The organism is Pseudomonas corrugata (genome assembly GCF_050920615.1).
In the GTDB taxonomy this organism is placed as follows: Bacteria; Pseudomonadota; Gammaproteobacteria; order Pseudomonadales; family Pseudomonadaceae; genus Aquipseudomonas; species Aquipseudomonas corrugata.
In genome coordinates, this window is sequence record NZ_CP130434.1 from 5131018 (window position 1) to 5152591 (window position 21574).

General features: G+C 61.7%; 19 protein-coding genes and 1 riboswitch. Of the genes, 8 read left to right on the top strand and 11 right to left on the bottom strand.

The genetic code is table 11. The features are described from left to right. Window positions 1-7: 7 nt before the first annotated feature. A riboswitch (cobalamin riboswitch) is annotated at window positions 8-207 on the bottom strand. 159 nt (window positions 208-366) lie between these two features. Together QZH45_RS22860 and QZH45_RS22865 are read left to right on the top strand one after the other, a co-directional pair. Further along, window positions 367-951 (top strand): hypothetical protein, encoded by a 585-nt coding sequence (locus tag QZH45_RS22860; protein WP_024779728.1) that lies wholly within the window; start codon window positions 367-369, stop codon window positions 949-951. A gap of 66 nt (window positions 952-1017) precedes the next feature. Next, a complete protein-coding gene (locus tag QZH45_RS22865) occupies window positions 1018-2328 on the top strand; it encodes a PQQ-dependent sugar dehydrogenase (RefSeq protein ID WP_024779729.1) in 1311 nt (436 codons plus the stop codon). Window positions 2329-2509: 181 nt separating this feature from the next. Here QZH45_RS22865 and QZH45_RS22870 read toward each other — a convergent pair whose 3' ends face one another. The 6 genes from QZH45_RS22870 to QZH45_RS22895 all read right to left on the bottom strand — a co-directional run bounded on the left by QZH45_RS22870 (window position 2510) and on the right by QZH45_RS22895 (window position 7846). Beyond that, entirely contained in the window at window positions 2510-3172 is a 663-nt protein-coding gene (locus tag QZH45_RS22870) for a class I SAM-dependent methyltransferase (protein WP_053192443.1), read from the bottom strand. A gap of 15 nt (window positions 3173-3187) precedes the next feature. Then, window positions 3188-3721, bottom strand: a complete 534-nt coding sequence (locus QZH45_RS22875; protein ID WP_024779731.1) for a C40 family peptidase — start codon at window positions 3719-3721, stop codon at window positions 3188-3190. Window positions 3722-3886: 165 nt separating this feature from the next. Beyond that, window positions 3887-4513, bottom strand: a complete 627-nt coding sequence (locus QZH45_RS22880; protein ID WP_024779732.1) for a C40 family peptidase — start codon at window positions 4511-4513, stop codon at window positions 3887-3889. A gap of 288 nt (window positions 4514-4801) precedes the next feature. Next, on the bottom strand, window positions 4802-5506 hold the full coding sequence (gene hda / locus QZH45_RS22885; RefSeq protein WP_003178999.1) for a DnaA regulatory inactivator Hda: 705 nt from the start codon (window positions 5504-5506) through the stop codon (window positions 4802-4804). A 178-nt stretch (window positions 5507-5684) separates the two neighbouring features. Next, a complete protein-coding gene (locus QZH45_RS22890; protein ID WP_024779733.1) occupies window positions 5685-6758 on the bottom strand; it encodes an AI-2E family transporter in 1074 nt (357 codons plus the stop codon). A 32-nt stretch (window positions 6759-6790) separates the two neighbouring features. Further along, window positions 6791-7846, bottom strand: coding sequence for a DUF2066 domain-containing protein (locus QZH45_RS22895; RefSeq protein ID WP_053192441.1), 1056 nt, complete (start codon window positions 7844-7846; stop codon window positions 6791-6793). Between the two features lie 365 nt (window positions 7847-8211). On the opposite strand from QZH45_RS22895, the gene purM reads away from it, so the two are divergent. From purM to QZH45_RS22915, 4 genes are all read left to right on the top strand, one after another. After that, the gene (gene purM / locus QZH45_RS22900; RefSeq protein ID WP_053192439.1) at window positions 8212-9270 is read left to right on the top strand and encodes a phosphoribosylformylglycinamidine cyclo-ligase; all 1059 of its coding nucleotides are present in this window, start codon (window positions 8212-8214) and stop codon (window positions 9268-9270) included. A gap of 11 nt (window positions 9271-9281) precedes the next feature. Continuing rightward, window positions 9282-9932: a phosphoribosylglycinamide formyltransferase gene (gene purN / locus QZH45_RS22905; protein WP_053192501.1), complete on the top strand. Its 651-nt coding sequence runs from the start codon at window positions 9282-9284 to the stop codon at window positions 9930-9932. Window positions 9933-9940: 8 nt separating this feature from the next. Then, window positions 9941-10654, top strand: a complete 714-nt coding sequence (locus tag QZH45_RS22910) for a DUF3108 domain-containing protein (protein WP_024779737.1) — start codon at window positions 9941-9943, stop codon at window positions 10652-10654. Between the two features lie 297 nt (window positions 10655-10951). Then, window positions 10952-11158, top strand: a complete 207-nt coding sequence (locus tag QZH45_RS22915; protein ID WP_024779738.1) for a hypothetical protein — start codon at window positions 10952-10954, stop codon at window positions 11156-11158. Window positions 11159-11301: 143 nt separating this feature from the next. Here the strand turns inward: QZH45_RS22915 and QZH45_RS22920 are convergent, their stop codons facing one another. The 5 genes from QZH45_RS22920 to cysM all read right to left on the bottom strand — a co-directional run bounded on the left by QZH45_RS22920 (window position 11302) and on the right by cysM (window position 17481). Further along, window positions 11302-11841: a DUF2058 domain-containing protein gene (locus QZH45_RS22920; RefSeq protein ID WP_024779739.1), complete on the bottom strand. Its 540-nt coding sequence runs from the start codon at window positions 11839-11841 to the stop codon at window positions 11302-11304. Between the two features lie 26 nt (window positions 11842-11867). After that, window positions 11868-12701 (bottom strand): nucleoside triphosphate pyrophosphohydrolase, encoded by an 834-nt coding sequence (gene mazG / locus QZH45_RS22925; RefSeq protein WP_024779740.1) that lies wholly within the window; start codon window positions 12699-12701, stop codon window positions 11868-11870. Between the two features lie 159 nt (window positions 12702-12860). Continuing rightward, the gene (gene relA, locus QZH45_RS22930; RefSeq protein WP_024779741.1) at window positions 12861-15107 is read right to left on the bottom strand and encodes a GTP diphosphokinase; all 2247 of its coding nucleotides are present in this window, start codon (window positions 15105-15107) and stop codon (window positions 12861-12863) included. Between the two features lie 101 nt (window positions 15108-15208). Next, window positions 15209-16579 (bottom strand): 23S rRNA (uracil(1939)-C(5))-methyltransferase RlmD, encoded by a 1371-nt coding sequence (gene rlmD, locus QZH45_RS22935; protein ID WP_055135193.1) that lies wholly within the window; start codon window positions 16577-16579, stop codon window positions 15209-15211. Further along, window positions 16579-17481, bottom strand: coding sequence for a cysteine synthase CysM (cysM, locus tag QZH45_RS22940; RefSeq protein ID WP_055135194.1), 903 nt, complete (start codon window positions 17479-17481; stop codon window positions 16579-16581). The genes rlmD and cysM overlap by 1 nt, the downstream gene beginning before the upstream one ends. A gap of 226 nt (window positions 17482-17707) precedes the next feature. On the opposite strand from cysM, the gene QZH45_RS22945 reads away from it, so the two are divergent. Continuing rightward, a complete protein-coding gene (locus QZH45_RS22945) occupies window positions 17708-20458 on the top strand; it encodes a response regulator (RefSeq protein WP_024779744.1) in 2751 nt (916 codons plus the stop codon). A 67-nt stretch (window positions 20459-20525) separates the two neighbouring features. Further along, window positions 20526-21515 (top strand): 2-hydroxyacid dehydrogenase, encoded by a 990-nt coding sequence (locus QZH45_RS22950; RefSeq protein WP_055135214.1) that lies wholly within the window; start codon window positions 20526-20528, stop codon window positions 21513-21515. The last annotated feature ends 59 nt before the right edge of the window (window positions 21516-21574 follow it).

Genomic DNA, 21574 nt, shown 5'->3' on the forward strand with positions numbered 1-21574 from the left:
ACCGTGATGCCGCTGGATGAATCAGGCCGGTCTCCGGGCTCATGAGCGGCGTGATGCCGGGCTGCGCGCCTTCCCATGTCGAGACACAGTGGCTTGCTGGCAGCTTTGACTCATTTACCGTTGCGGGGGCAGCGCCGGGTTATCACCGGCTTCCCTGTTTCACTCTGTCGACCAGGGTCACAGAGCACCTGAAACAAGTCGCGAAGGTTAGAGGGTTGGGGGTGGAGCGTCAATTAAAGCCGCCGTGGGCCCAGCATTGATTATGGGCCTGGATCAATAAAGTGACGCCAATCTTGTGTCACGCTGCGGCAAGTGATATCAAATAGGCATTACGACCCGATATCACAAAAACAAGAGGGCAAAAACATGCAAGGCATGATCATCAGCAATCCAAGGCTGGAATTCCTGCGCCCGGTGCTGGAACGCTGGTTTGACTGTATCGACCGTTACAACGCCGTGCGCGGCGATAACGATACGCCTTACTGGTTCGATGAAAAGGCCAACCTCGGGCTGCTCTCGGCCGCCGCCTGGATGGCCGAGATGATCACGCTGCAGAACACCGCGACCCGTAAGCAGAATGAAGAAGGTGAACGCAATGTCACTGCCGACCTGTTCATTGCCGGCGCCGAGGATCGAGCGTTCATCCAGGCCACCCAACGCTGGCCGAAGGTCAAGAGCCTCAACCTGACCCAACCCCTGCAGGATGTCACCAGCGATGCCAAGCGCATCAGCTACGCCACTGACCTGAAGCTGGGCTGCCTGTTCGTCGCCCCGCAAAAAGCCCAGCAAAGCGCTACACCTGAAGAACTGCAGGATATGATCGATGACTTGCAAAAGGAGAACACCTGCGCCGTGGCCTGGTACTTCCCTTACAACTATCGCAAGTTGCGCAACGAGGCCGGTCACTACCATCCGGGCATCGCCGTGCTGTTCAAGCAGGCTCACGGCTGACCGGTTGAACCATCGCCGGTATATGCTTCTCTATGAATAACCACATGCATTCATAGGGAAGCCAGCATGCTCAAGCCACCGCACCTTCTGATCATCGCCCTCGCCGCAGGGCTTGTCGCTTGTGGCGAGTCTTCCACACTGCAAGTCTCCGACGGCACCGGCCCATCGCCAAAACTGCCCGAACCGAACAAGACCCTGGTCCCTACCGTCAATATCGCCGAAGCCGTCGGGTGGCCCCAGGGCGCCAAACCAACCGCGGCCGAAGGCCTGAAAGTGGTGGCGTTCGCCGAAGGCCTGGACCACCCACGCTGGCTCTACGTGCTGCCCAATGGCGACGTGCTGGTGGCGGAAACCAATGCCCCGCCCAAACCGGACGATGCCAAGGGCATCCGTGGCTGGGTGATGAAAAAAGTCATGGGGCGCGCCGGCGCCGGCGTCCCCAGCCCCAATCGCATTACGTTGTTGCGTGATGCCGATCACGATGGCATCGCCGAAACCCGCACGGTATTCCTGGAAAACCTCAATTCGCCATTCGGCATGACATTGGTTGGCAATGACCTGTATGTGGCCGACACCGACCAGTTGATCCGTTTCCCCTACAAGGACGGCGACACGCAAATCAAAGCGCAGCCGACCAAGGTCATCGATCTGCCAGGTGGCACCATCAATCACCACTGGACCAAGAACGTGATCGCCAGCCGTGACGGCAGCAAGCTTTACGTCACCACCGGCTCGAACAGCAACGTCGCGGAAAATGGCATGGAGGCGGAGGAAGGCCGCGCGGCGATCTGGGAAGTGGACCGCGCCACCGGCAATCACCGCATTTTCGCTTCCGGCCTGCGCAACCCTAACGGCCTGGCCTGGGAACCGCGCAGCGGTGCCTTGTGGACCGCAGTGAACGAGCGGGATGAGATCGGCAGCGACCTGGTGCCGGACTACATCACCTCGGTCAAGGACGGCGCCTTTTATGGGTGGCCCTACAGCTATTACGGTCAGCATGTTGACGTGCGGGTCGAGCCACAGAACCCGGCACTGGTGGCGAAAGCCATCGCCCCAGACTACGCGGTCGGCCCACACACAGCCTCACTGGGCCTGACTTTCGCCGAAGGCAATGCCCTGCCTGCGCCCTTCACCGAAGGCGCATTCATTGGCCAGCATGGTTCCTGGAACCGTAAGCCCCACAGTGGCTACAAAGTGATTTTCGTACCCTTCAACAGCGGCAAACCGGCAGGAAAACCCGTGGATGTGCTGACCGGTTTCCTGAACGCAGATGAAAAAGCCCAGGGCCGACCGGTAGGCGTGGTGATCGACAAGCAGGGCGGGTTGCTGGTGGCCGATGATGTGGGGAACAAGGTATGGCGGGTGTCGGGTAAATGAACCACCGATGACCTGCGGACAACTCTGTGGCGAGGGGATTTATCCCCGCTGGGCTGCGCAGCAGCCCCAAACCAGTCAACTCAATCTGTCTGACACACCGAGGTCTCAGGATATAGGGCTGCTTCGCTCCCCAGCGGGGATAAATCCCCTCGCCACAACATCATCCGACCAGAAATCATAATTAAAGCTTACGACACAAGGTCAGCCCATCTCCCAACGGCAACAGCGACAAATCTACCCGCCGGTCATCCTTCAAGGCGCGGTTCAGGGCCTGGATGGCGCGGGTGTCTTCGCTCTGGGGCTGGGCTTCCAGCACCCGACCGCTCCACAGTGTGTTATCGAACATCACCAGCCCACCTGCGCGCAGCAACCGTAGCGCGCGTTCCAGGTAAGCCGGGTAGTTGGCCTTGTCAGCATCGATGAAGATCAGGTCGAACGTGCCGCCCTGCCCTTGGCGCTCAAGGTCGTCGAGGGTTTCCAGTGCCGGCGCCAGGCGCAGCTCGATCCGCTCGGCCAGCCCGGCTTCGCGCCAATAGCGCAGCGCCACGGCGTTGTAGTCACCGGGAATATCGCAACAGATCAACGAACCATCCTGCGGCAGGACCGAGGCCATGCACAGCGCGCTGTAGCCGGTGAACGTACCGACTTCCAACAAGCGTCGGGCGCCAGTGAGCTTCACCAGCAATGCCAGGAATTGCCCCTGCTCGGGTGCTATCTGCCAGCGCGCCATGGGCAGCGCCTGGGTCTCATCCCGAAGGCGTCGCTGCAAGGGCGTCTCCCGCAGGGAAACGTCCAGCAGATACTGGTAAAGGGCATCATCGAGGTTGAGGGTGCGAGCGGTCATTACAACCTCCGCGAATCAGGGATAACGCGCCAGGTGTTCCGGTTGCAGCACCCGCTTGGCACTCAGATAGGCTTTCTGCCAATAGGCCTTGGACAGGCTATCGAGCTTGACCGTACCGCCGGTGGCCGGCGCGTGAACGAAGCGACCCTCACCAACGTAGATCCCGGCATGGCTGACCTGGGAGCCACCGTTGGTGGCGAAGAACAGCAGGTCACCGCTTTGCAACGCATCCTTGCCGACATCCGGGGCGCGCATGCCGATCATTTCGCGGGTCGAGCGTGGCAGGGAAATACCGGCGGCATCGCGGTATACGTAACCAATCAGGCCACTGCAATCGAAGCCCGAATCCGGCGTATTGCCGCCCCAGCGGTAGGGCGTCCCGACCAGGCCAAGCGCACGGAAAAGCACATCTTCGGCGGCCGGAGGCAAGGGTTGCGCAGGTGCGAAGACCACTGGAGCCCGAACGGGCGCGGGGTGTGGAGTTTGACTTGCGCACGCGCTGAGCAGTGCGGCAAGGCAGATGAGAGCGAGGCGGGCCGACGTCGACATATGCAGAACAATCCTGATCTGGATGCGGCTTTTCTGCCGTGGACATGAAAACAGATCCGCCCGCGAAGTACGCAGGCGGATTGCCATCAATCAATGATCAAGGATTCTAGCGGCTATGAGGCAAACTTCAAGTAAGACTTTAAGTTTGCCTTACAAACTGTGCGCTTACTTGCGAGCGGTGACCACGGTCGGTGCCATGGCAAGGGCGCGCTTGGCTTCGATGAAGGTCTTGTTCCAGTAGGTGTCACCCAGGCTGTCGATCCGCACGCCACCGCTGCGGCGGCTGCTGGAATGAATGAACTGGTTGTCGCCCAGGTAGATACCGGCATGACTGACGCGACCACGACGCCCGCTGGTGTTGAAGAACAGCAGGTCACCGGGCTCCAGCTGGTTGCGAGCTACCAGAGGCGCATTCACGTTGATCATTTCACGTGTGGAACGCGGCAGGTTCATGCCGGCCTCCTCACGGAACAGATAACCGATGAAACCGCTGCAATCGAAGCCGGCTTCTGAAGTACCGCCGAAACGGTAGCGGGTACCGATCAGGGACATGCCACGTTCCAGGATGCTGTCGGCCAGCACCGGAAGCTGATAGGGCTTGCTGCCAGCGAAGGCTGCCAGTTCTTTGTCGTCTGCCATTTCTTCCTGGAACGCCATGGAAGAAGACTGGGCGGTAACGGAGCTCTTGACCTGTGGTTGTTGCGCTTGCTGCGACACTGGAGAGTGGGCGGCGCAACCGAACAGTAGGGTAACGAGTGCGAGAGGCACGAGGGGTGCGAAGCGATTGAGCATGGGCACGACCGTGGCTGAAGTAGTAAAGATGGCGAGACTATGCCTTCTATCGACTTCATTTGCAAATTCAATCGATGCAAATGTGACTTCTCGGTTTCACGTTTACATCTAAGCGCTTAAGCCCATTTTGAAAGTCATGTGGCCTGCCGCCCAGCAGGACCGCAGGTTTTGCCATGCCTGGAGTAGCCTTAGAGGCTGCCGGTTACAAAGCTGCACACACCCTTGTGGTGAGGGGATTTATCCCCTCACCACAGATAAATGCCCTTGCCACCGAGTTCACCGCGCCGCTTACCAGCCCAAGGTTTCTTTCAAAAAAGGAATAGTCAGCTTGCGCTGGGCCTGAAGGGAAGCCTGGTCGAGGCGTTCGAGCAATTCGAACAGCGCACTCATGCTGCGGGTGCCACGGGTGAGGATGAAATGCCCGACTTCGTCGGTCAGGTGCAGGCCACGGCGGGAAGCACGCAGCTGCAAGGCACGGAGCTTGTCCTCGTCGGAGAGCGGACGCATCTGGAAGATCAGCGCCAGGGTAAGGCGGGACTTGAGATCCGCCAGCTTCACCGGCAGTTCCCGTGGTGACGTCGACGCGGCGATCAGCAAACGCCGACCGCTGTCGCGCAGCCGATTGAACAGATGGAACAGCGCCTCTTCCCAATCGGCCTTGCCGGCCACGGCCTGGAGGTCGTCCAGACAGACCAGCTCGTACTGCTCGAGGTTGTCGAGGATCTCGACCCCGCGATCCAGCAACTCAGCCAGTGGCAGGTACACCGCCGGCTCGCCCAGTTGCTCGAACCGCAGGCAAGCCGCCTGCAACAGATGCGTGCGCCCTACCCCGTCCTTGCCCCAGAGATAGATCAGGCTTTCGGTCCAGCCGGCGTCGGCTTCGCAAAGCCGCTCGACATAGCCGAGTGCAGCGGCGTTGGCGCCTGGGTAGTAGTTGATGAAGGTGGCGTCGTCACGCAGACGCACACCTAAGGGCAGCTGAATCGGTTTCATGCTGGCTGGACAGCTCCAAAGGAACCGTGAGTGGCCTCTGTGTAAAGTTTGCAAAGTCTATACCCGTGACGCGGACCGCACAATGCGCCGGACCACGAGCAAAATCAAAGGTTTGCAGTGTCAGGACGGCGGAACGACCATTTCCCTGGCGCCAGGGCACGCATCACGCTGCTGCCTCCTACAGCTCGGGGTCTTCGACGCCGCTGTAGATATCCGAATCCTTGTACAGATCATGTACATGACGCACCAGCACCATGATCACCGCCGCGACCGGCAGCGCCACCAGGATCCCGGTGAAGCCGAACAACTCGCCGCCCGCCAGGATCGCGAAGATCACCGCAACCGGATGCAGGCCGATGCGATCCCCCACCAGTAACGGCGTCAGCACCATGCCCTCCAGGGCCTGGCCGACCATGAATACCGCCACGATGCCGACCATGGGGTAGAGATCACCGCCAAACTGAAACAGCCCTGCGATCAACGCCGCGCCTATCCCGATCACGAACCCCATGTACGGAACGATGGCGGCCAACCCGGCGATCATGCCGATCAAGAGCCCCAGCTCCAGCCCTACCAGCATCAACCCCGCCGCATAGATGAAGCCCAGCGCCACCATCACCAGCAACTGCCCGCGCACAAAGGCACCGAGCACTTCGTGGCACTCACCGGCCAGGGTCACGATGCGATCTTCCCGGTGACGGGGCAGCAGGCTGCGGATCTTGGCCATCATCAAATCCCAGTCCCGCAGCAGGTAGAAACTCACGACCGGAATCAGCACCAGGTTGGCCAGCCAACCGATCAACGCCAGGCCCGAGGCGGTGGCCCGGCTCAGCACGATGCCGACAATGTCGGTGGTCTGACCCATGTGCGCGCTGATGGCCGCCTTGACCTTGTCGAACTTCCAGAAACCGTCAGCCAAGCCCAGTTTCGATTGCACCCACGGCACCGCCGTGTGCTGCAACCAGTCGAGCATCTGCGGTGCCAACTCGTAGAGACGCAGCAACTGTTTGGCGAGCATCGGTATCAACACCAGCAACAGGGCGCTGACAATCAAAGTGAACAGGGTAAATACCGCCACCACGCCCCAGGTTCTCGACAGGCCGAGCTTTTCAAGGCGATCCACCACCGGGTCAAACAGATAAGCCAGCAGCAGCGCAACCAGGAACGGCGTCAGAATCGGATGCAGCAGATAGATAAACGCGAACAGCAGGGCAACCCCGCCCAACCAGAACCAACGCCGCGTATCGCCCATGAACCACTCCCAGCTATATAAAGAAAGAAAAACTACCAGCGGAAGCGCAGACTGGCCGTCGGCGCAGGCGCCGGTGCTGCCGGGGCCACTCCATCGACGGCCGGCGGCATCGCAGGCACCGGAGCGACCGCTTCACCGGCGGGAATTTCCTGCAGTTTCTCCAGGGCCAGTTGCGCCTTCAGTTGCTCCGCGCTGCCGTTGACCCGATAGACGATCCGGTCACCTTCGACCCGCTGCACCTGCCCACCGAACGGCTCGAGCAAGCGCCCAAGGGCGGCATAACGCTCGAGATTCATACCTTGCACTTCCAGCAACTGCTCGGTAGCCACGCCCGGCTTGGCCACGAAGCGCGGCGCCAGGCGCTGACTTACCGCCAGCATCACCGCATCAGCCAGCGCAGCCTGATCGGCACCCTGAGCCGTGCCCTGCTCGCGCTGGTCGCCCAGCCACAGACGCCAGGTCCCGCGCCACTGGCTGCCCTCTTCCTTGGCGTGGACCGCCAGCAAGGCATCCGCCGCGTATCGCTCCGAGGCATCGTGCAACGGCGCCGGATCACTGCCTTCCAGGTTCGGCGCGGTGGCAACGATCTGTTCGCTCAAGTCCGCCAGCGGCAAGTGCAGCGCCAGGCCCCGGTGCTGGGCGGCACGGCGCAGCGGCGTGGCGCTGGACTGACCATCGCCCACCAGGCTGGAGCCTTCGGCCGAGTCGTTGAGCCACCAGCCCAGGATCGATGGTCGGTTCACGCCCCACAGCGACAGCCCTGCCGAGCGCAAGGCCCGGTCGGTGCTCGCCGGATCGAAGTCGACCTTGAGGCTTTCCGGAGGACCGGCGTCGTAGCCATATTGAAGAATGATCTGCTGCGGGTCCTTGCGGATCGCCGCCAACCCCGGGTTCTGTGCGGCCTTGGCGTCGCCGGTCAGACGCAGCACCAGTGTATCCAATGCGCGCAGTGTCGCCTGGTTACGCTCTTCCGGCGTCTGGTTGCTCACCGGTTCGAGCACTTGATAGAGGCCATTCAGGGTTTCGGCATGACTCGCCAGGCTGATCAGCGACAAGCAGCCTATGGATAAGAATTTGAACAGACGCATGGAAGATTCCCGGACATAAACGGCTGGAACAAGCCGTGTGAAGAAAACTGGGCATGGCTGTGACCACAGCACCTGGCAAAACATTCACACACCCGATGGAAGTTTCGCACCGCATAACCATAGCCGGTTACCGCTACACCTTATACAGGCGCACCGCGCAGCACCAACAGAAGAAATATCGGTTTTTTTCCTCGGATATGTCCCTGCCCGTCGGCGCGAGGATGGCCGCTGCCCCACAAGCCTGATAAAATCGCGCGCCTTCGCAGACCGGCAATGGCCGGGCACCCGGAATAATTCGTACAACGGTTATTCAATGGCCCCGGCGATCGGTCGTTACCCAGAAATCCCCCCTAAAGGCCTGGATCATGAGCAAGCAACCCTCCCTGAGCTACAAGGACGCCGGTGTAGACATCGACGCCGGTGAAGCATTGGTCGAACGCATCAAGAGCGTCGCCAAGCGCACTGCGCGCCCGGAAGTCATGGGCGGCCTGGGCGGTTTCGGCGCCCTCTGCGAGATCCCGGCCGGCTACAAGCAACCGGTGCTGGTCTCGGGCACCGACGGCGTAGGCACCAAGCTGCGCCTGGCGCTGAACCTGAACAAACACGACAGCATCGGCATCGACCTGGTGGCCATGTGCGTGAACGACCTGGTGGTCTGCGGTGCCGAGCCGTTGTTCTTCCTCGACTACTACGCCACCGGCAAGCTGAACGTCGACACCGCCGCCCAGGTCGTGACCGGCATCGGTGCCGGCTGCGAACTGTCCGGCTGCTCCCTGGTCGGCGGCGAAACCGCTGAGATGCCAGGCATGTACGAAGGCGAAGACTACGACCTGGCCGGCTTCTGCGTCGGCGTCGTGGAAAAGGCCGAGATCATCGATGGCTCGAAAGTCGCCACCGGCGATGCCCTGCTCGCCCTGCCGTCCTCCGGCCCGCACTCCAACGGCTACTCGCTGATCCGCAAGATCATCGAAGTGTCCGGCGCCGACATCGAAAACATCCAGCTCGACGGCAAGCCCCTCACCGACCTGCTGATGGCCCCGACCCGCATCTACGTCAAGCCGCTGCTCAAGCTGATCAAGGACACCGGCGCCGTCAAGGCCATGGCCCACATCACCGGCGGCGGCCTGCTGGACAACATCCCGCGCGTCCTGCCGAAAGGCGCCCAGGCGGTGGTCGACGTGGCAAGCTGGACCCGCCCGGCGGTGTTCGACTGGCTGCAAGAGCAAGGCAACGTCGACGAAACCGAAATGCACCGCGTATTGAACTGCGGCGTGGGCATGGTGATCTGCGTGGCTCAGGAGCACGTCGAGACCGCCTTGAACGTGCTGCGTGAAGCGGGCGAACAGCCTTGGGTCATCGGCCAGATCGCAACCGCGGCCGAAGGCGCTGCCCAGGTCGAACTGAAAAACCTCAAGGCTCACTGATGCAGGAAAACATGCCTGCAACCTGTGACGTCGTGGTGCTACTGTCCGGCACCGGCAGTAACTTGCAGGCGCTGATCGACAGCACGCGGACCGGCGACAGCCCGGTCCGTATCCGCGCAGTGATTTCCAACCGCGCCGATGCCTACGGCTTGCAACGCGCCACGGACGCGGGCATCGAAACCCGCGTCCTGGACCACAAGGCGTTCGATGACCGCGAAGCCTTCGACGCCGCGCTGATCGAACAGATCGACGCCTTCAATCCGCAACTGGTGGTCCTGGCCGGCTTCATGCGCATCCTCAGCGCCGGCTTCGTGCGCCACTATCAGGGCCGCCTGTTCAATATCCACCCATCGCTGTTGCCCAAATACAAAGGGTTACATACTCACCAGCGCGCGCTGGAGGCCGGAGACACCGAGCATGGCTGCTCGGTACACTTTGTCACCGAGGAACTCGATGGCGGACCACTGGTCGTACAGGCAGTAATACCGGTAGAGTTGCACGACACGCCGCAAAGCCTGGCGCAACGGGTTCACGCCAGGGAACACCAGATCTACCCGATGGCCGTACGTTGGTTTGCCGAAGGACGGCTGACCCTCGACGATCGTGGTGCCTTGCTGGACGGCCAGTTGCTCGCCGCCAGCGGCCATTTGATTCGACACTAGGAGATATTATGCGTCGCGCCCTGCTCTTCGCCTGCGCTCTGCTTGCCTTGCCCCTGGCACAGGCTTCAGACCTTCAACCGTTCTCCGCAAGCTACACCGCCGACTGGAAACAGCTGCCCATGAGCGGCACCGCCGAGCGCAGCCTGACCAAGGAGGCCAACGGCACCTGGAAGCTGAGCTTCAAGGCGTCGATGATTATTGCCAGCCTGACGGAAGAAAGCACCCTGACCCTGGACAAGGACACGCTGCTGCCGCAGTCCTACCACTTCGAACGCGGTGGCCTGGGCAAGGCCAAGAAGGCCGACCTGGACTTCGACTGGAGCACGAAGATGGTCACCGGCACCGACCGCGGTGACGCGGTGAAATTGCCGCTGAACCGTGGCATGGTCGATAAATCCACTTATCAGCTGGCCCTGCAGCACGACGTCGCGGCAGGCAAGAAAAGCATGAGCTATCAGGTCGTCGATGACGGCGAAGTCGACACCTATGACTTCCGCGTGCTGGGCTCGGAAAAGGTCGACACCAAGGCCGGCCGGATCGACGCGATCAAGGTCGAGCGGGTCCGCGATCCGACACAGAGCAAACGCACCACCGTACTCTGGTTCGCCAAGGACTGGGACTACCTGCTGGTCCGCCTGCAACAGGTCGAGACTGACGGCAAGGAGTACAACATCATGCTCCTGGACGGCACGGTCAACGGCAAGGCCGTGAAAGGCAGCTGATCGATGCGAACAAAAGAAGCCCCGCCAGTGCGGGGCTTCTTTTTGCCTGGATTTCGACTCTGTGGGAGCTCTGTGGGAGCAAGGCTGCATTACTCAAGAGTGGTTTCTGCCACATGAAACCTTTTTCATGAACCCCTCCCTGCGACCAAACGCCGCGCCCTACCCGGCCTGGGGGATGGTTGCGATTTTCATGAAAACTTCTTAATCGACCAGGGCATTTACTTAGCAGACTATCCAAACCTATAACAAAGTCCTGCACACGCCTTGCTGCAGATGACAGAGATTGGAGTTTGCAAGATGACTGTGAAAGTAAATGAACGCGATGATGCCCACATGTCTCACGAAGCCATTGCCGCCGGCATTCAGATCTGGGATGTGCGTCAACAGGATCTACTGGTAGGGATGTTCCACTCCGAGACGGAGGCCTACCGCTACAAGGCCGAGTTGGAGCGCGAGGAAAGCCAGCGTACCCATGAGACAACAGAATCCCAAGAACAACGCTGATCCTGTAGCCCCCCCTGTGGGAGCCGAGCTTGCTCGCGATGGCGGTATGTCAGTCGATACGTTTACTGACTGATACGCCGCCATCGCGAGCAAGCTCGGCTCCCACAGGATTTTGGGTTTAGCTCACCGGCATTGCGCCAGGTTTACCACATCAAATCATCAGGAATCTGATACGCCGCATACGGATCGTCGGCATCCACTTCTTCGGTCTGGGTATTGAGCTGGACGATGCGCTTGGGGTCTCGCTCCTGGATCTTCAAGGCGGCCTCACGCGGGATCACTTCGTAGCCGCCGGCATGGTGGACGATCGCCAGCGAGCCGCTGCTCAGCTTGTTGCGCATCAGAGTGTTTACCGAGATACGCTTGACCTTCTTGTCATCGACGAAGTTGTAGTAATCCTCAGTGGTCAACTTTGGCAGGCGCGACACTTCGATCAATTGCTTGATCTGCGCGGCACGGGCCTTCTGCTCGGCCTTCTCCTGTTGCTGACGGTTGAGTTCCTGGTCGCGCCGGGCCTTCTCGGCCATGGCTTCCTGGGCGGCGCGCTGCTGGGAGTCATCCAGTTCGATCTGGCCTTTATGGGCCAGGCGCTGCTGCTTCTGCTTGTCCTTGCCGACCTGCTTGACCTGCTTTTGGTTGACCAGCCCTGCTTTGAGCAACTGGTCGCGAAGGGAAAGGCTCATGGTGCTTACTCACTTAGGCAACGGCCTCAGCCGCAGCTGGGCAAATTCTTTTCCTGACGTTTGGCTTCGCCCCACAAGGCGTCCAACTCTTCGAGGGTGCAATCTTCCATGGGACGGTGGGTGTCGCGCAATGCCTGTTCGATAAATCGGAAACGTCGCTCGAACTTGGCATTGGCGCCACGCAGTGCGCCTTCCGGATCGACCTTGAGGTGCCGGGCCAGGTTGACGACCGAAAACAGCAGATCACCGATCTCGTCGGTGACTGCCGCCTGATCGTTTTCCGCCATGGCTTCGAGCACTTCATCCAGCTCTTCCCGAACCTTGTCGAGCACCGGCAAGGCGTCCGGCCAATCGAAACCGACCTGTCCGGCACGCTTCTGCAATTTGGCCGAACGGGACAGCGCCGGCAATGCGCCAGGCACATCGTCGAGCAGCGACAACTGCAGCGGCGCGGCGGACTTCTCGGCCCGCTCCTCGGCCTTGATTTCCTCCCAGCGCTGCTTGACCTGCTCTTCGCTCAGGCGCGGCACATCCAGCGGCGCGTACAGGTCGCCGGTAGGAAACACATGGGGATGACGACGGATCAGCTTGCGGGTGATGCTGTCGACCACGCCGGCAAATTCAAAGCGGTTTTCTTCCCGGGCCAACTGGCTGTAATACACCACCTGGAACAGCAGATCGCCCAACTCACCCTGCACATGATCGAAGTCACCGCGCTCGATCGCATCGGCCACTTCGTAGGCTTCCTCCAGGGTATGGGGGACAATCGTCTCCCAGGTCTGCTTGATGTCCCACGGGCAACCGTACTGCGGATCCCGCAGGCGGCTCATCAGGTGGAGCAGGTCTTCAAGGCTATACATAAATCCATCTCGTCACACAAAACCCTGTGGGAGCGAGCCTGTGGGAGCAAAGCTCGCTCGCGATGGCGGTCTGGTCAACAACATGAATGCTGACTGAAACCCCGTTATCGCGAGCAAGCTTTGCTCCCACCCGCTTGCTTCCACATTTTTTGACTGCGCTTAACCCGGCGTCCGGTTACGCCGGGTCTCGATGATGTTCGGCAACTGGGAGATCCGCCCCAACAACCGTCCCAGCGCATCCAGCCCCGGAATCTCGATGGTCAGGGACATCAGCGCGGTGTTGTCTTCCTTGTTCGAGCGGGTGTTGACCGCCAGCACGTTGATGCGCTCGTTCAGCAGCACCTGGGACACGTCCCGCAGCAGCCCGGAGCGGTCGTAGGCGCGGATGACGATGTCCACCGGATAGGTGAGCACCGGCACCGGCCCCCAACTGACCTGGATGATCCGCTCGGGTTCGCGACCGGCCAGTTGCAGCACCGAGGCACAGTCCTGGCGGTGAATGCTCACGCCACGCCCCTGGGTGATGTAGCCGACGATCGCATCCCCCGGCAACGGCTGGCAGCAACCGGCCATCTGGGTCATCAGGTTGCCCACGCCCTGGATCTGTATATCGCCGCGCTTGCCCGGTTTGTAGCCGGTGGCCTTGCGTGGGATCAGCTCCAGTTGTTCGTTGCCCCGCTCCGGCTCCACCAGTTGCTGGGCCAGGTTGACCAGTTGCGCCAGGCGCAGGTCGCCGGCCCCAAGGGCGGCGAACATGTCCTCGGCGGTTTTCATGTTGGCCTTTTCGGCCAGCTTGTCGAAATCCACCTGCGGCAGGCCCAGGCGACTGAGTTCGCGCTCGATCAGGGTCTTGCCGGCGGCGACGTTCTGGTCGCGGGCCTGCAACTTGAACCAGTGGACGATTTTCGCCCGCGCCCGGGAGGTGGTGATGTAGCCCAGGTTCGGGTTCAGCCAGTCGCGGCTCGGCGTACCGTGCTTGCTGGTGATGATCTCGACCTGCTCACCGGTCTGCAGACTGTAGTTGAGCGGCACGATCCGCCCGTTGATCTTGGCACCACGGCAGTTGTGGCCGATCTCGGTGTGGACCCGGTAGGCGAAGTCCAGCGGCGTCGCGCCCTTGGGCAGGTCGATGGCGTGGCCGTCAGGGGTGAAGATGTAGACCCGGTCCGGCTCGATATCCACCCGCAGCTGTTCCGCCAGGCCACCGATGTCGCCCAGTTCCTCGTGCCATTCGAGCACCTGGCGCAGCCAGGAGATTTTCTCTTCGTAGTGGTTGGACCCGGACTTGACGTCGGTGCCCTTGTATTTCCAGTGGGCGCAGACACCCAGCTCGGCTTCCTCGTGCATGGCGTGGGTGCGGATCTGCACTTCCAGCACCTTGCCCTCGGGACCGATCACCGCGGTGTGTAGCGAGCGATAGCCATTTTCCTTGGGGTTGGCGATGTAGTCGTCGAACTCCTTCGGAATGTGCCGCCACAAGGTATGGACGATCCCCAGCGCGGTGTAGCAGTCGCGCATTTCCGGGACCAGCACGCGAACGGCGCGCACGTCATAGATCTGGCTGAACTCCAGACCCTTGCGCTGCATTTTGCGCCAGATCGAATAGATGTGCTTGGCCCGGCCGCTGATGTCGGCCTCCACGCCCGTGGCCTGCAGTTCTTCCCGCAGTTGGGTCATCACGTCGGTGATGAAGCGCTCGCGGTCCAGGCGCCGCTCATGCAGCAGCTTGGCGATTTGTTTGTACTGATCCGGTTCCAGGTAGCGGAAGGACAAATCCTCCAGCTCCCACTTGATATGACCGATGCCCAAACGGTGAGCCAGGGGGGCATAGATGTCGAACACCTCCCGGGCGACACGATTGCGTTTTTCGTCGTCGGCGGCTTTCACCGCGCGGATCGCGCAAGTGCGCTCGGCCAGCTTGATCAGCGCAACGCGCACGTCGTCGACCATGGCCACGAGCATCTTGCGCAGGTTTTCCACCTGGCCCTGGGTACCCAGGACCATGGAATGACGCGGACTGAGGCTGGCGCTGATGGCCGCCATGCGCAGCACGCCATCGATCAGCTTGGCCACCACCGCGCCGAAGCGCTGGCTGACCACCGACAGCTGGATCTGGCCTTCGCGCACGCCACGGTACAGCACGGCGGCTACCAGCGAATCCTGGTCGAGCTTGAGGTCGGCGAGGATCTCGGCGATCTCCAGGCCCGTCTGAAAACTCGACGTACCTTCGGCCCAGAGGTTCTTCGCTGCGTTGTGTTGCTGCTCCGCCTCGCGAGCGAACTCGCAGGCTTCCTTCAAGGCTTCGCGATCCAGTGCCATGTCGATACTGACCGCGTGATCGAGCCAAGCCTCGAGATTGATACTGCCGTCGGTGTTGATCGGCTGGTGTGCTCTCACCTGTACCATCTTTACTTACCTTCCCTACGACGCAGATTCAATGCGTCAACATCGCTGACCTTCGTTGCCCATGTTTCCGCCCAGGGCTGTGGCGGGGTGACACGAACGGGTCAGTCGGACAAGCCATCCTGGCTCGCTTCAAATAACGCCATGGCCTCGACATGCGCCGTTTGAGGAAACATATCGAGAATCCCGGCACGTTTTAACCGGTAGCCCTGCTTGATCAATTCGACCGTATCCCGGGCCAAAGTTGCCGGGTTGCACGATACATAAACCAACCGCTTGGCGCCCAGGGACGCCAGCTTGCGCACCACCTCGAAAGCACCGTCACGGGGTGGGTCCAAGAGTACCGCAGAAAAGCCTTCGCCGATCCACTCGGCACCCGCCAGTGGCTGGGATAAATCGGCCTGAAAAAAGGCAGTGTTATGCAAATTATTGCTGACGGCATTGGCCGCCGCCCGATCCACCATGGTCTGCACGCCTTCCACGGCCACCACCTCACGCACGCACCGGGCCAACGGCAAGGCAAAGTTGCCCAGACCGCAAAACAGATCCAGCACCCGCTCCTCGGATCGCGGCGCCAGCCACTGCAGGGCCTGGGCAATCATCGCCTCGTTGACCCCGGCGTTCACCTGGATGAAATCCCCCGGCCGATAAGCCAGGTTCAGGTCCCAGGTGTCCAGGCGATAGCCCAGTGTCAGTCCCGATTCGGCCGGTTGTGGCTCGCCTTCGCCATGCAGCCACAGTTGGGCTTCATGGAACGCGCAAAAATCCTTGAGGATCGTCAAGTCGGCATCCGACAGCGGCGCCATGTGCCGCAGCAATACCGCCAGGGACGAGCCGGCAAACAATTCCACATGTCCCAGCGCCTGGGGTTTGCTCAAGCGGCGGAGCATGTCCGGCAAGCGGCTCATGATCGGCTGCAAAGGCTGTACCAGCACCGGGCAATCGCCGATGGCGACAATGTCCTGGCTGCCGACGGCACGGAATCCGACCTCAAGTTTCTTCGCTTTCTGGTCCCAGCGTACCGCCACGCGGGCGCGGCGCCGGTAAGCGAATTCCGGCCCGCTCAGCGGCGCAGCCCATTCGTCCGGCGCCACACCGGCGACCCGCGACAATTGCTCGGCGAGCATGCGCTGTTTCAGGGCGAGCTGTTCGTCGTGGGGCAGGTGTTGAACGCTGCAACCGCCACATCGACCGGCATGGATGCACGGCGCAGCGCGGCGCAGTTCACTGGCCTGAAACACCCGCTCGGTGCGTGCCTCGACCACCTTGCCATGGGCACCGAGCACCCGCGCCTCGACCTCTTCGCCGGCCAGGGCGCCGATGACGAACCAGGTGCGCCCGTCGACAAACGCGATGCCCCGGCCATCGTTGGCCAGGCGCTCGATGATCAAGCGCTGCTTTTTGCCGGTCGGCACTTGTGGGGCCCGGCTTCCGCCGCTGGGCTGGAAGCGCAAGCCTCTTTCATGCTTGGCCATCAGTTGGACGCGTCGAAAATGCCGGTGGACAGGTAGCGGTCGCCGCGGTCGCAGATGATCGCGACGATCACTGCGTTTTCAACTTCCTTCGACAAACGCAGCATGCCCGCCACGGCTCCGCCGGACGATACGCCGCAGAAAATGCCTTCTTCGCGGGCCAGGCGACGGGTCACGTCCTCGGCTTCGCTCTGGGCCATGTCGATGATGCGGTCCACACGGTCAGCCTGGTAGATCTTCGGCAGATACTCCTCGGGCCAGCGACGAATGCCGGGAATGGAGGCGCCTTCCATCGGTTGCAGGCCGATGATCTGCACGTTCGGGTTCTGTTCCTTCAAATAGCGCGAGGTGCCCATGATGGTGCCGGTGGTGCCCATCGAGCTGACGAAATGGGTGATGGTGCCGTCGGTCTGGCGCCAGATCTCCGGGCCGGTACTGGTGTAGTGGGCCTCGGGATTGTCGCCGTTGGCGAACTGGTCGAGCACCTTGCCGCGACCCTCGGCCTGCATCCGCTCGGCCAGGTCCCGGGCGCCTTCCATGCCTTCGTCCTTGGTGACAAGGATCAACTCGGCGCCGTAGGCGGTCATCGCGGCCTTGCGCTCGGCGCTGGAGTTGTCGGGCATGATCAGGATCATCTTGTAGCCCTTGATCGCCGCCGCCATCGCCAGGGCAATCCCGGTGTTGCCGGAGGTCGCCTCGATCAACGTGTCACCGGGCTGGATCTGCCCGCGCAACTCGCCACGGGTAATCATCGACAGCGCCGGCCGGTCCTTGACCGAACCCGCCGGGTTGTTCCCTTCGAGCTTGAGCAGAAGCGTATTGCTGGTCGCGCCGGGCAGGCGCTGCAAACGGACCAGCGGGGTGTTGCCGACGCAATCGGCGATGGTGGGGTATTGCACAGTCATGGCGTATTCGCAATCCGGGCTGCGGGGGCGCCTATCATACCGGCAAACCCTGCCTGGCCATATCACGCAAAGTGCGGTGGTTATGGCTTATGGGAATAAGGCCCGCATGGATGCACAGCGACATGAATTTTACGGAGATAGCCCGCCTGCAAATCGCTACACTGCCAAGGTGTTGCGTGCCGGATGCGCGCAAAGTCGATCAGACCGCTGGATGCAGGAGACAAGTGTGCTCAAGAAACTGGGAATCAAAGGCCGCGTGCTGTTGCTGACCTTGTTGCCGACCAGCCTGATGGCGCTGGTCCTGGGCGGCTATTTTACCTGGATGCAGCAATCGGACCTGCATGCCCAGTTGCTGCAGCGTGGCGAGATGATCGCCGAACAGCTTGCCCCGCTGGTCGCCCCGGCCATGAGTCGCCAGGACAGCGATCTGCTGGAGCGCATCGCCACCCAGTCCCTCGAGCAGACGGACGTGCGCGCCGTGACGTTCCTCGCCCCCGACCGAACGCCACTGGCCCATGCCGGCCCGACCATGCTCAACCGCGCGCCGGAAGGCAACAGCACCCAACTGCTGCAACGCACCGGCAACGATGCCACGCGCTACCTGCTGCCGGTATTCGGCAAGCATCGCAACCTCGCCGGCGAACTGATCCCCGAAGAAGCCGACCGCCTGCTGGGCTGGGTCGAGCTGGAGTTGTCCCACAGCAGCATGCTGCTGCGCGGTTACCGCAGCCTGTTTGCCAGCCTGTTGCTGATAACCGCCGGTCTGGGACTGACCGCATTGCTGGCCTTGCGCATGGGCCGCACGATCAATCGGCCGCTGAGCCAGATCAAGCTGGCCGTGGCGCAACTCAAGGATGGTCACCTGGAAACCCGCCTGCCCCCGTTGGGCAGCCAGGAGCTGGATGAGCTCGCGTCGGGCATCAACCGAATGGCCAGTACCTTGCAGAACGCCCAGGAGGAATTGCAGCACAGCATCGACCAGGCCACCGAAGACGTGCGCCAGAACCTGGAAACCATCGAGATCCAGAACATCGAGCTGGACCTGGCCCGCAAGGAGGCCCTGGAAGCAAGCCGGATCAAGTCCGAGTTCCTGGCGAACATGAGCCATGAAATCCGTACGCCCCTCAATGGCATCCTCGGCTTCACGCACCTGCTGCAGAAGAGCGAACTGACCCCGCGCCAGCTCGATTACCTGGGCACCATCGAAAAATCCGCCGACAGTCTGTTGGGCATCATCAATGAGATTCTTGATTTTTCGAAGATCGAGGCCGGCAAACTGGTGCTCGACAGCATTCCGTTCAACCTTCGGGATCTGTTGCAGGACACCCTGACCATCCTCGCTCCCGCCGCCCACGCCAAACAGCTGGAGCTGGTGAGCCTGGTCTACCGCGATACCCCGTTGTCGCTGGTGGGCGATCCGCTGCGACTCAAGCAGATCCTCACCAACCTGGTGAGCAACGCCATCAAGTTCACCCGCGAAGGCACCATCGTTGCCCGGGCCATGCTCGAAGACGAACATGAAGACAGCGTGCAACTGCGCATCAGCATCCAGGACACCGGTATCGGCCTGTCGAACCAGGATGTGCGGGCACTGTTCCAGGCGTTCAGCCAGGCCGACAACTCGCTGTCGCGGCAACCGGGTGGCACCGGGCTGGGCCTGGTGATTTCCAAGCGCCTGGTGGAACAGATGGGCGGCGAGATCGGGGTCGACAGCACACCGGGCGAAGGTTCGGAGTTCTGGATCAGCCTGCGCCTGCCCAAGACCCGTGACGACGCCGAGGACTTGCCCGGCCCGCCGTTGCTGGGTCGCCACGTGGCCCTGCTGGAAAACCATGAACTGGCCCGCCAGGCCTTGCAGCATCAACTCGAAGACTGCGGTTTGCAGGTAACGCCATTCAATACCCTGGAAAGCCTGACCAACGGCGTGACCATCGCCCACCAGACCGACCAGGCCATCGACCTGGCCGTGCTGGGCATCACCAGCAACGATATGCCACCGGAGCGTCTCAACCAGCATATCTGGGACCTTGAGCACCTGGGCTGCAAGGTTCTGGTGCTGTGTCCGACCACCGAACAGACCCTGTACCACCTCTCGGTGCCCAACCCACACAGTCAGTTGCAGGCCAAGCCGGCCTGTACCCGCAAGTTGCGCCGCTCGCTGTCCGACCTGGTCAACCCGCGCCCGCCGCGCAACGAACCCAACGAACCGGTGTCCAGCCGCGCGCCCAAGGTGCTGTGCGTGGACGACAACCCGGCCAACCTGTTGCTCGTGCAAACCCTGCTCGAAGACATGGGCGCCAAGGTGCTGGCGGTGGAAAGCGGCTATGCCGCGGTCCAGGCCGTGCAAAAGGAAACCTTCGACCTGGTCCTGATGGACGTGCAGATGCCCGGCATGGATGGCCGCCAGAGTACCGAGGCCATCCGCCAGTGGGAGAGCGAGCGACATTGCACGCCGCTGCCGATCGTCGCCCTCACCGCCCACGCCATGGCCAACGAAAAGCGCGCCCTGCTGCAAAGCGGCATGGACGACTACCTGACCAAACCCATCAGCGAGCGGCAACTGGCCCAGGTGGTGCTCAAATGGACCGGCCTGGCCCTGCGTAATCAATCCCCGGAGCGAGGCTTCGATGCCCAGGGCGGCAGTGAACTGCTGGTGCTTGATCATGAAGAAGGCCTGCGCCTGGCCGCCGGCAAGGCCGATCTGGCGGCAGACATGCTGGCGATGCTGCTGGCATCCCTGGAAGCCGACCGCGAAGCGATTCGCCAGGCCAGCGAGGCCAACGATCAAAACGCCCTGATCGAGCGGGTCCATCGCCTGCATGGCGCCACACGCTACTGCGGCGTCCCGCAATTGCGTGCCGCCTGCCAGCGCAGCGAAACCCTGCTCAAGCAACAGGATCCCAAGGCCGCGGTCGCCCTGGAAGACCTGGATCGGGCCATTGACAGGCTGGCCAGCGAGGCACGCATCAGCGCCTGATCCAGGGCAATAAGCACAGGTGCGATGGCGGCTAAACTGACACCCTTCAAAGTGCCAGGAGGCCGCCATGCGCGTGATTCTATTCAGCAGCCAGACCTACGACCGAGACAGTTTCACCAAAGCCCCGCTGCCCGCCGGCCTTGAACTGCAATTCCAGCCAGCCCGCTTGAACCTGGACACCGTGGCCTTGGCCGAGCGGCAGGAGGTGGTGTGTGCATTCATCAACGATGACCTGAGCGCCCCTGTGCTGGAACGGCTGGCGCACGGCGGGACCCGGTTGATCGCCCTGCGCTCAGCTGGCTACAACCATGTCGACCTGCCCGCAGCCAGACGCCTGGGGTTGAGTATCGTCCGGGTGCCGGCCTACTCGCCCCATGCCGTGGCCGAACATGCAGTAGCGTTGATCATGGCACTTAATCGCTGCCTGCATCGCGCCTATAACCGTACCCGCGATGGCAACTTCAGCCTCCATGGCCTGACCGGATTCGACCTGGTGGGCAAGACTGTGGGGGTGGTCGGCACCGGACAGATCGGCGCAACGTTTGCACGGATCATGGCCGGCTTCGGCTGCCGGTTGCTGGCTTACGACCCCTACCCCAACCCTCAAGTCGAAGCCTTGGGCGCTCGCTATTTGCCCCTGGCCGATCTGCTGGCGCAAGCACAGATCATCAGCCTGCATTGCCCGCTGAACGAACAGAGCCGACACCTGATCAACGCCGACTCGCTGGCGACGATGCAACCAGGCGCCATGCTGATCAATACCGGACGCGGCGGTCTGGTGGATACACCGGCCCTGATCGAAGCGCTGAAAAGCGGTCAGTTGGGCTACCTGGGGCTGGATGTCTATGAAGAAGAGGCCCAGTTGTTTTTCAAGGACCGCTCCGACCAACCTTTGCAGGACGACGTGCTGGCCCGGCTTCTGACTTTCCCCAACGTGGTGGTCACCGCGCACCAGGCGTTCCTGACCCATGAAGCGCTGGACGCAATCGCCGCGACCACCCTGGACAACATCGCAGCCTGGGCGAGCGGCACCCCGCAAAACCTGGTGAACGACTAAAGCCAACCCGACGCCAATCCCTGTGGGAACGAGCCTGCTCGCGATTGCGGTCTGTCAGC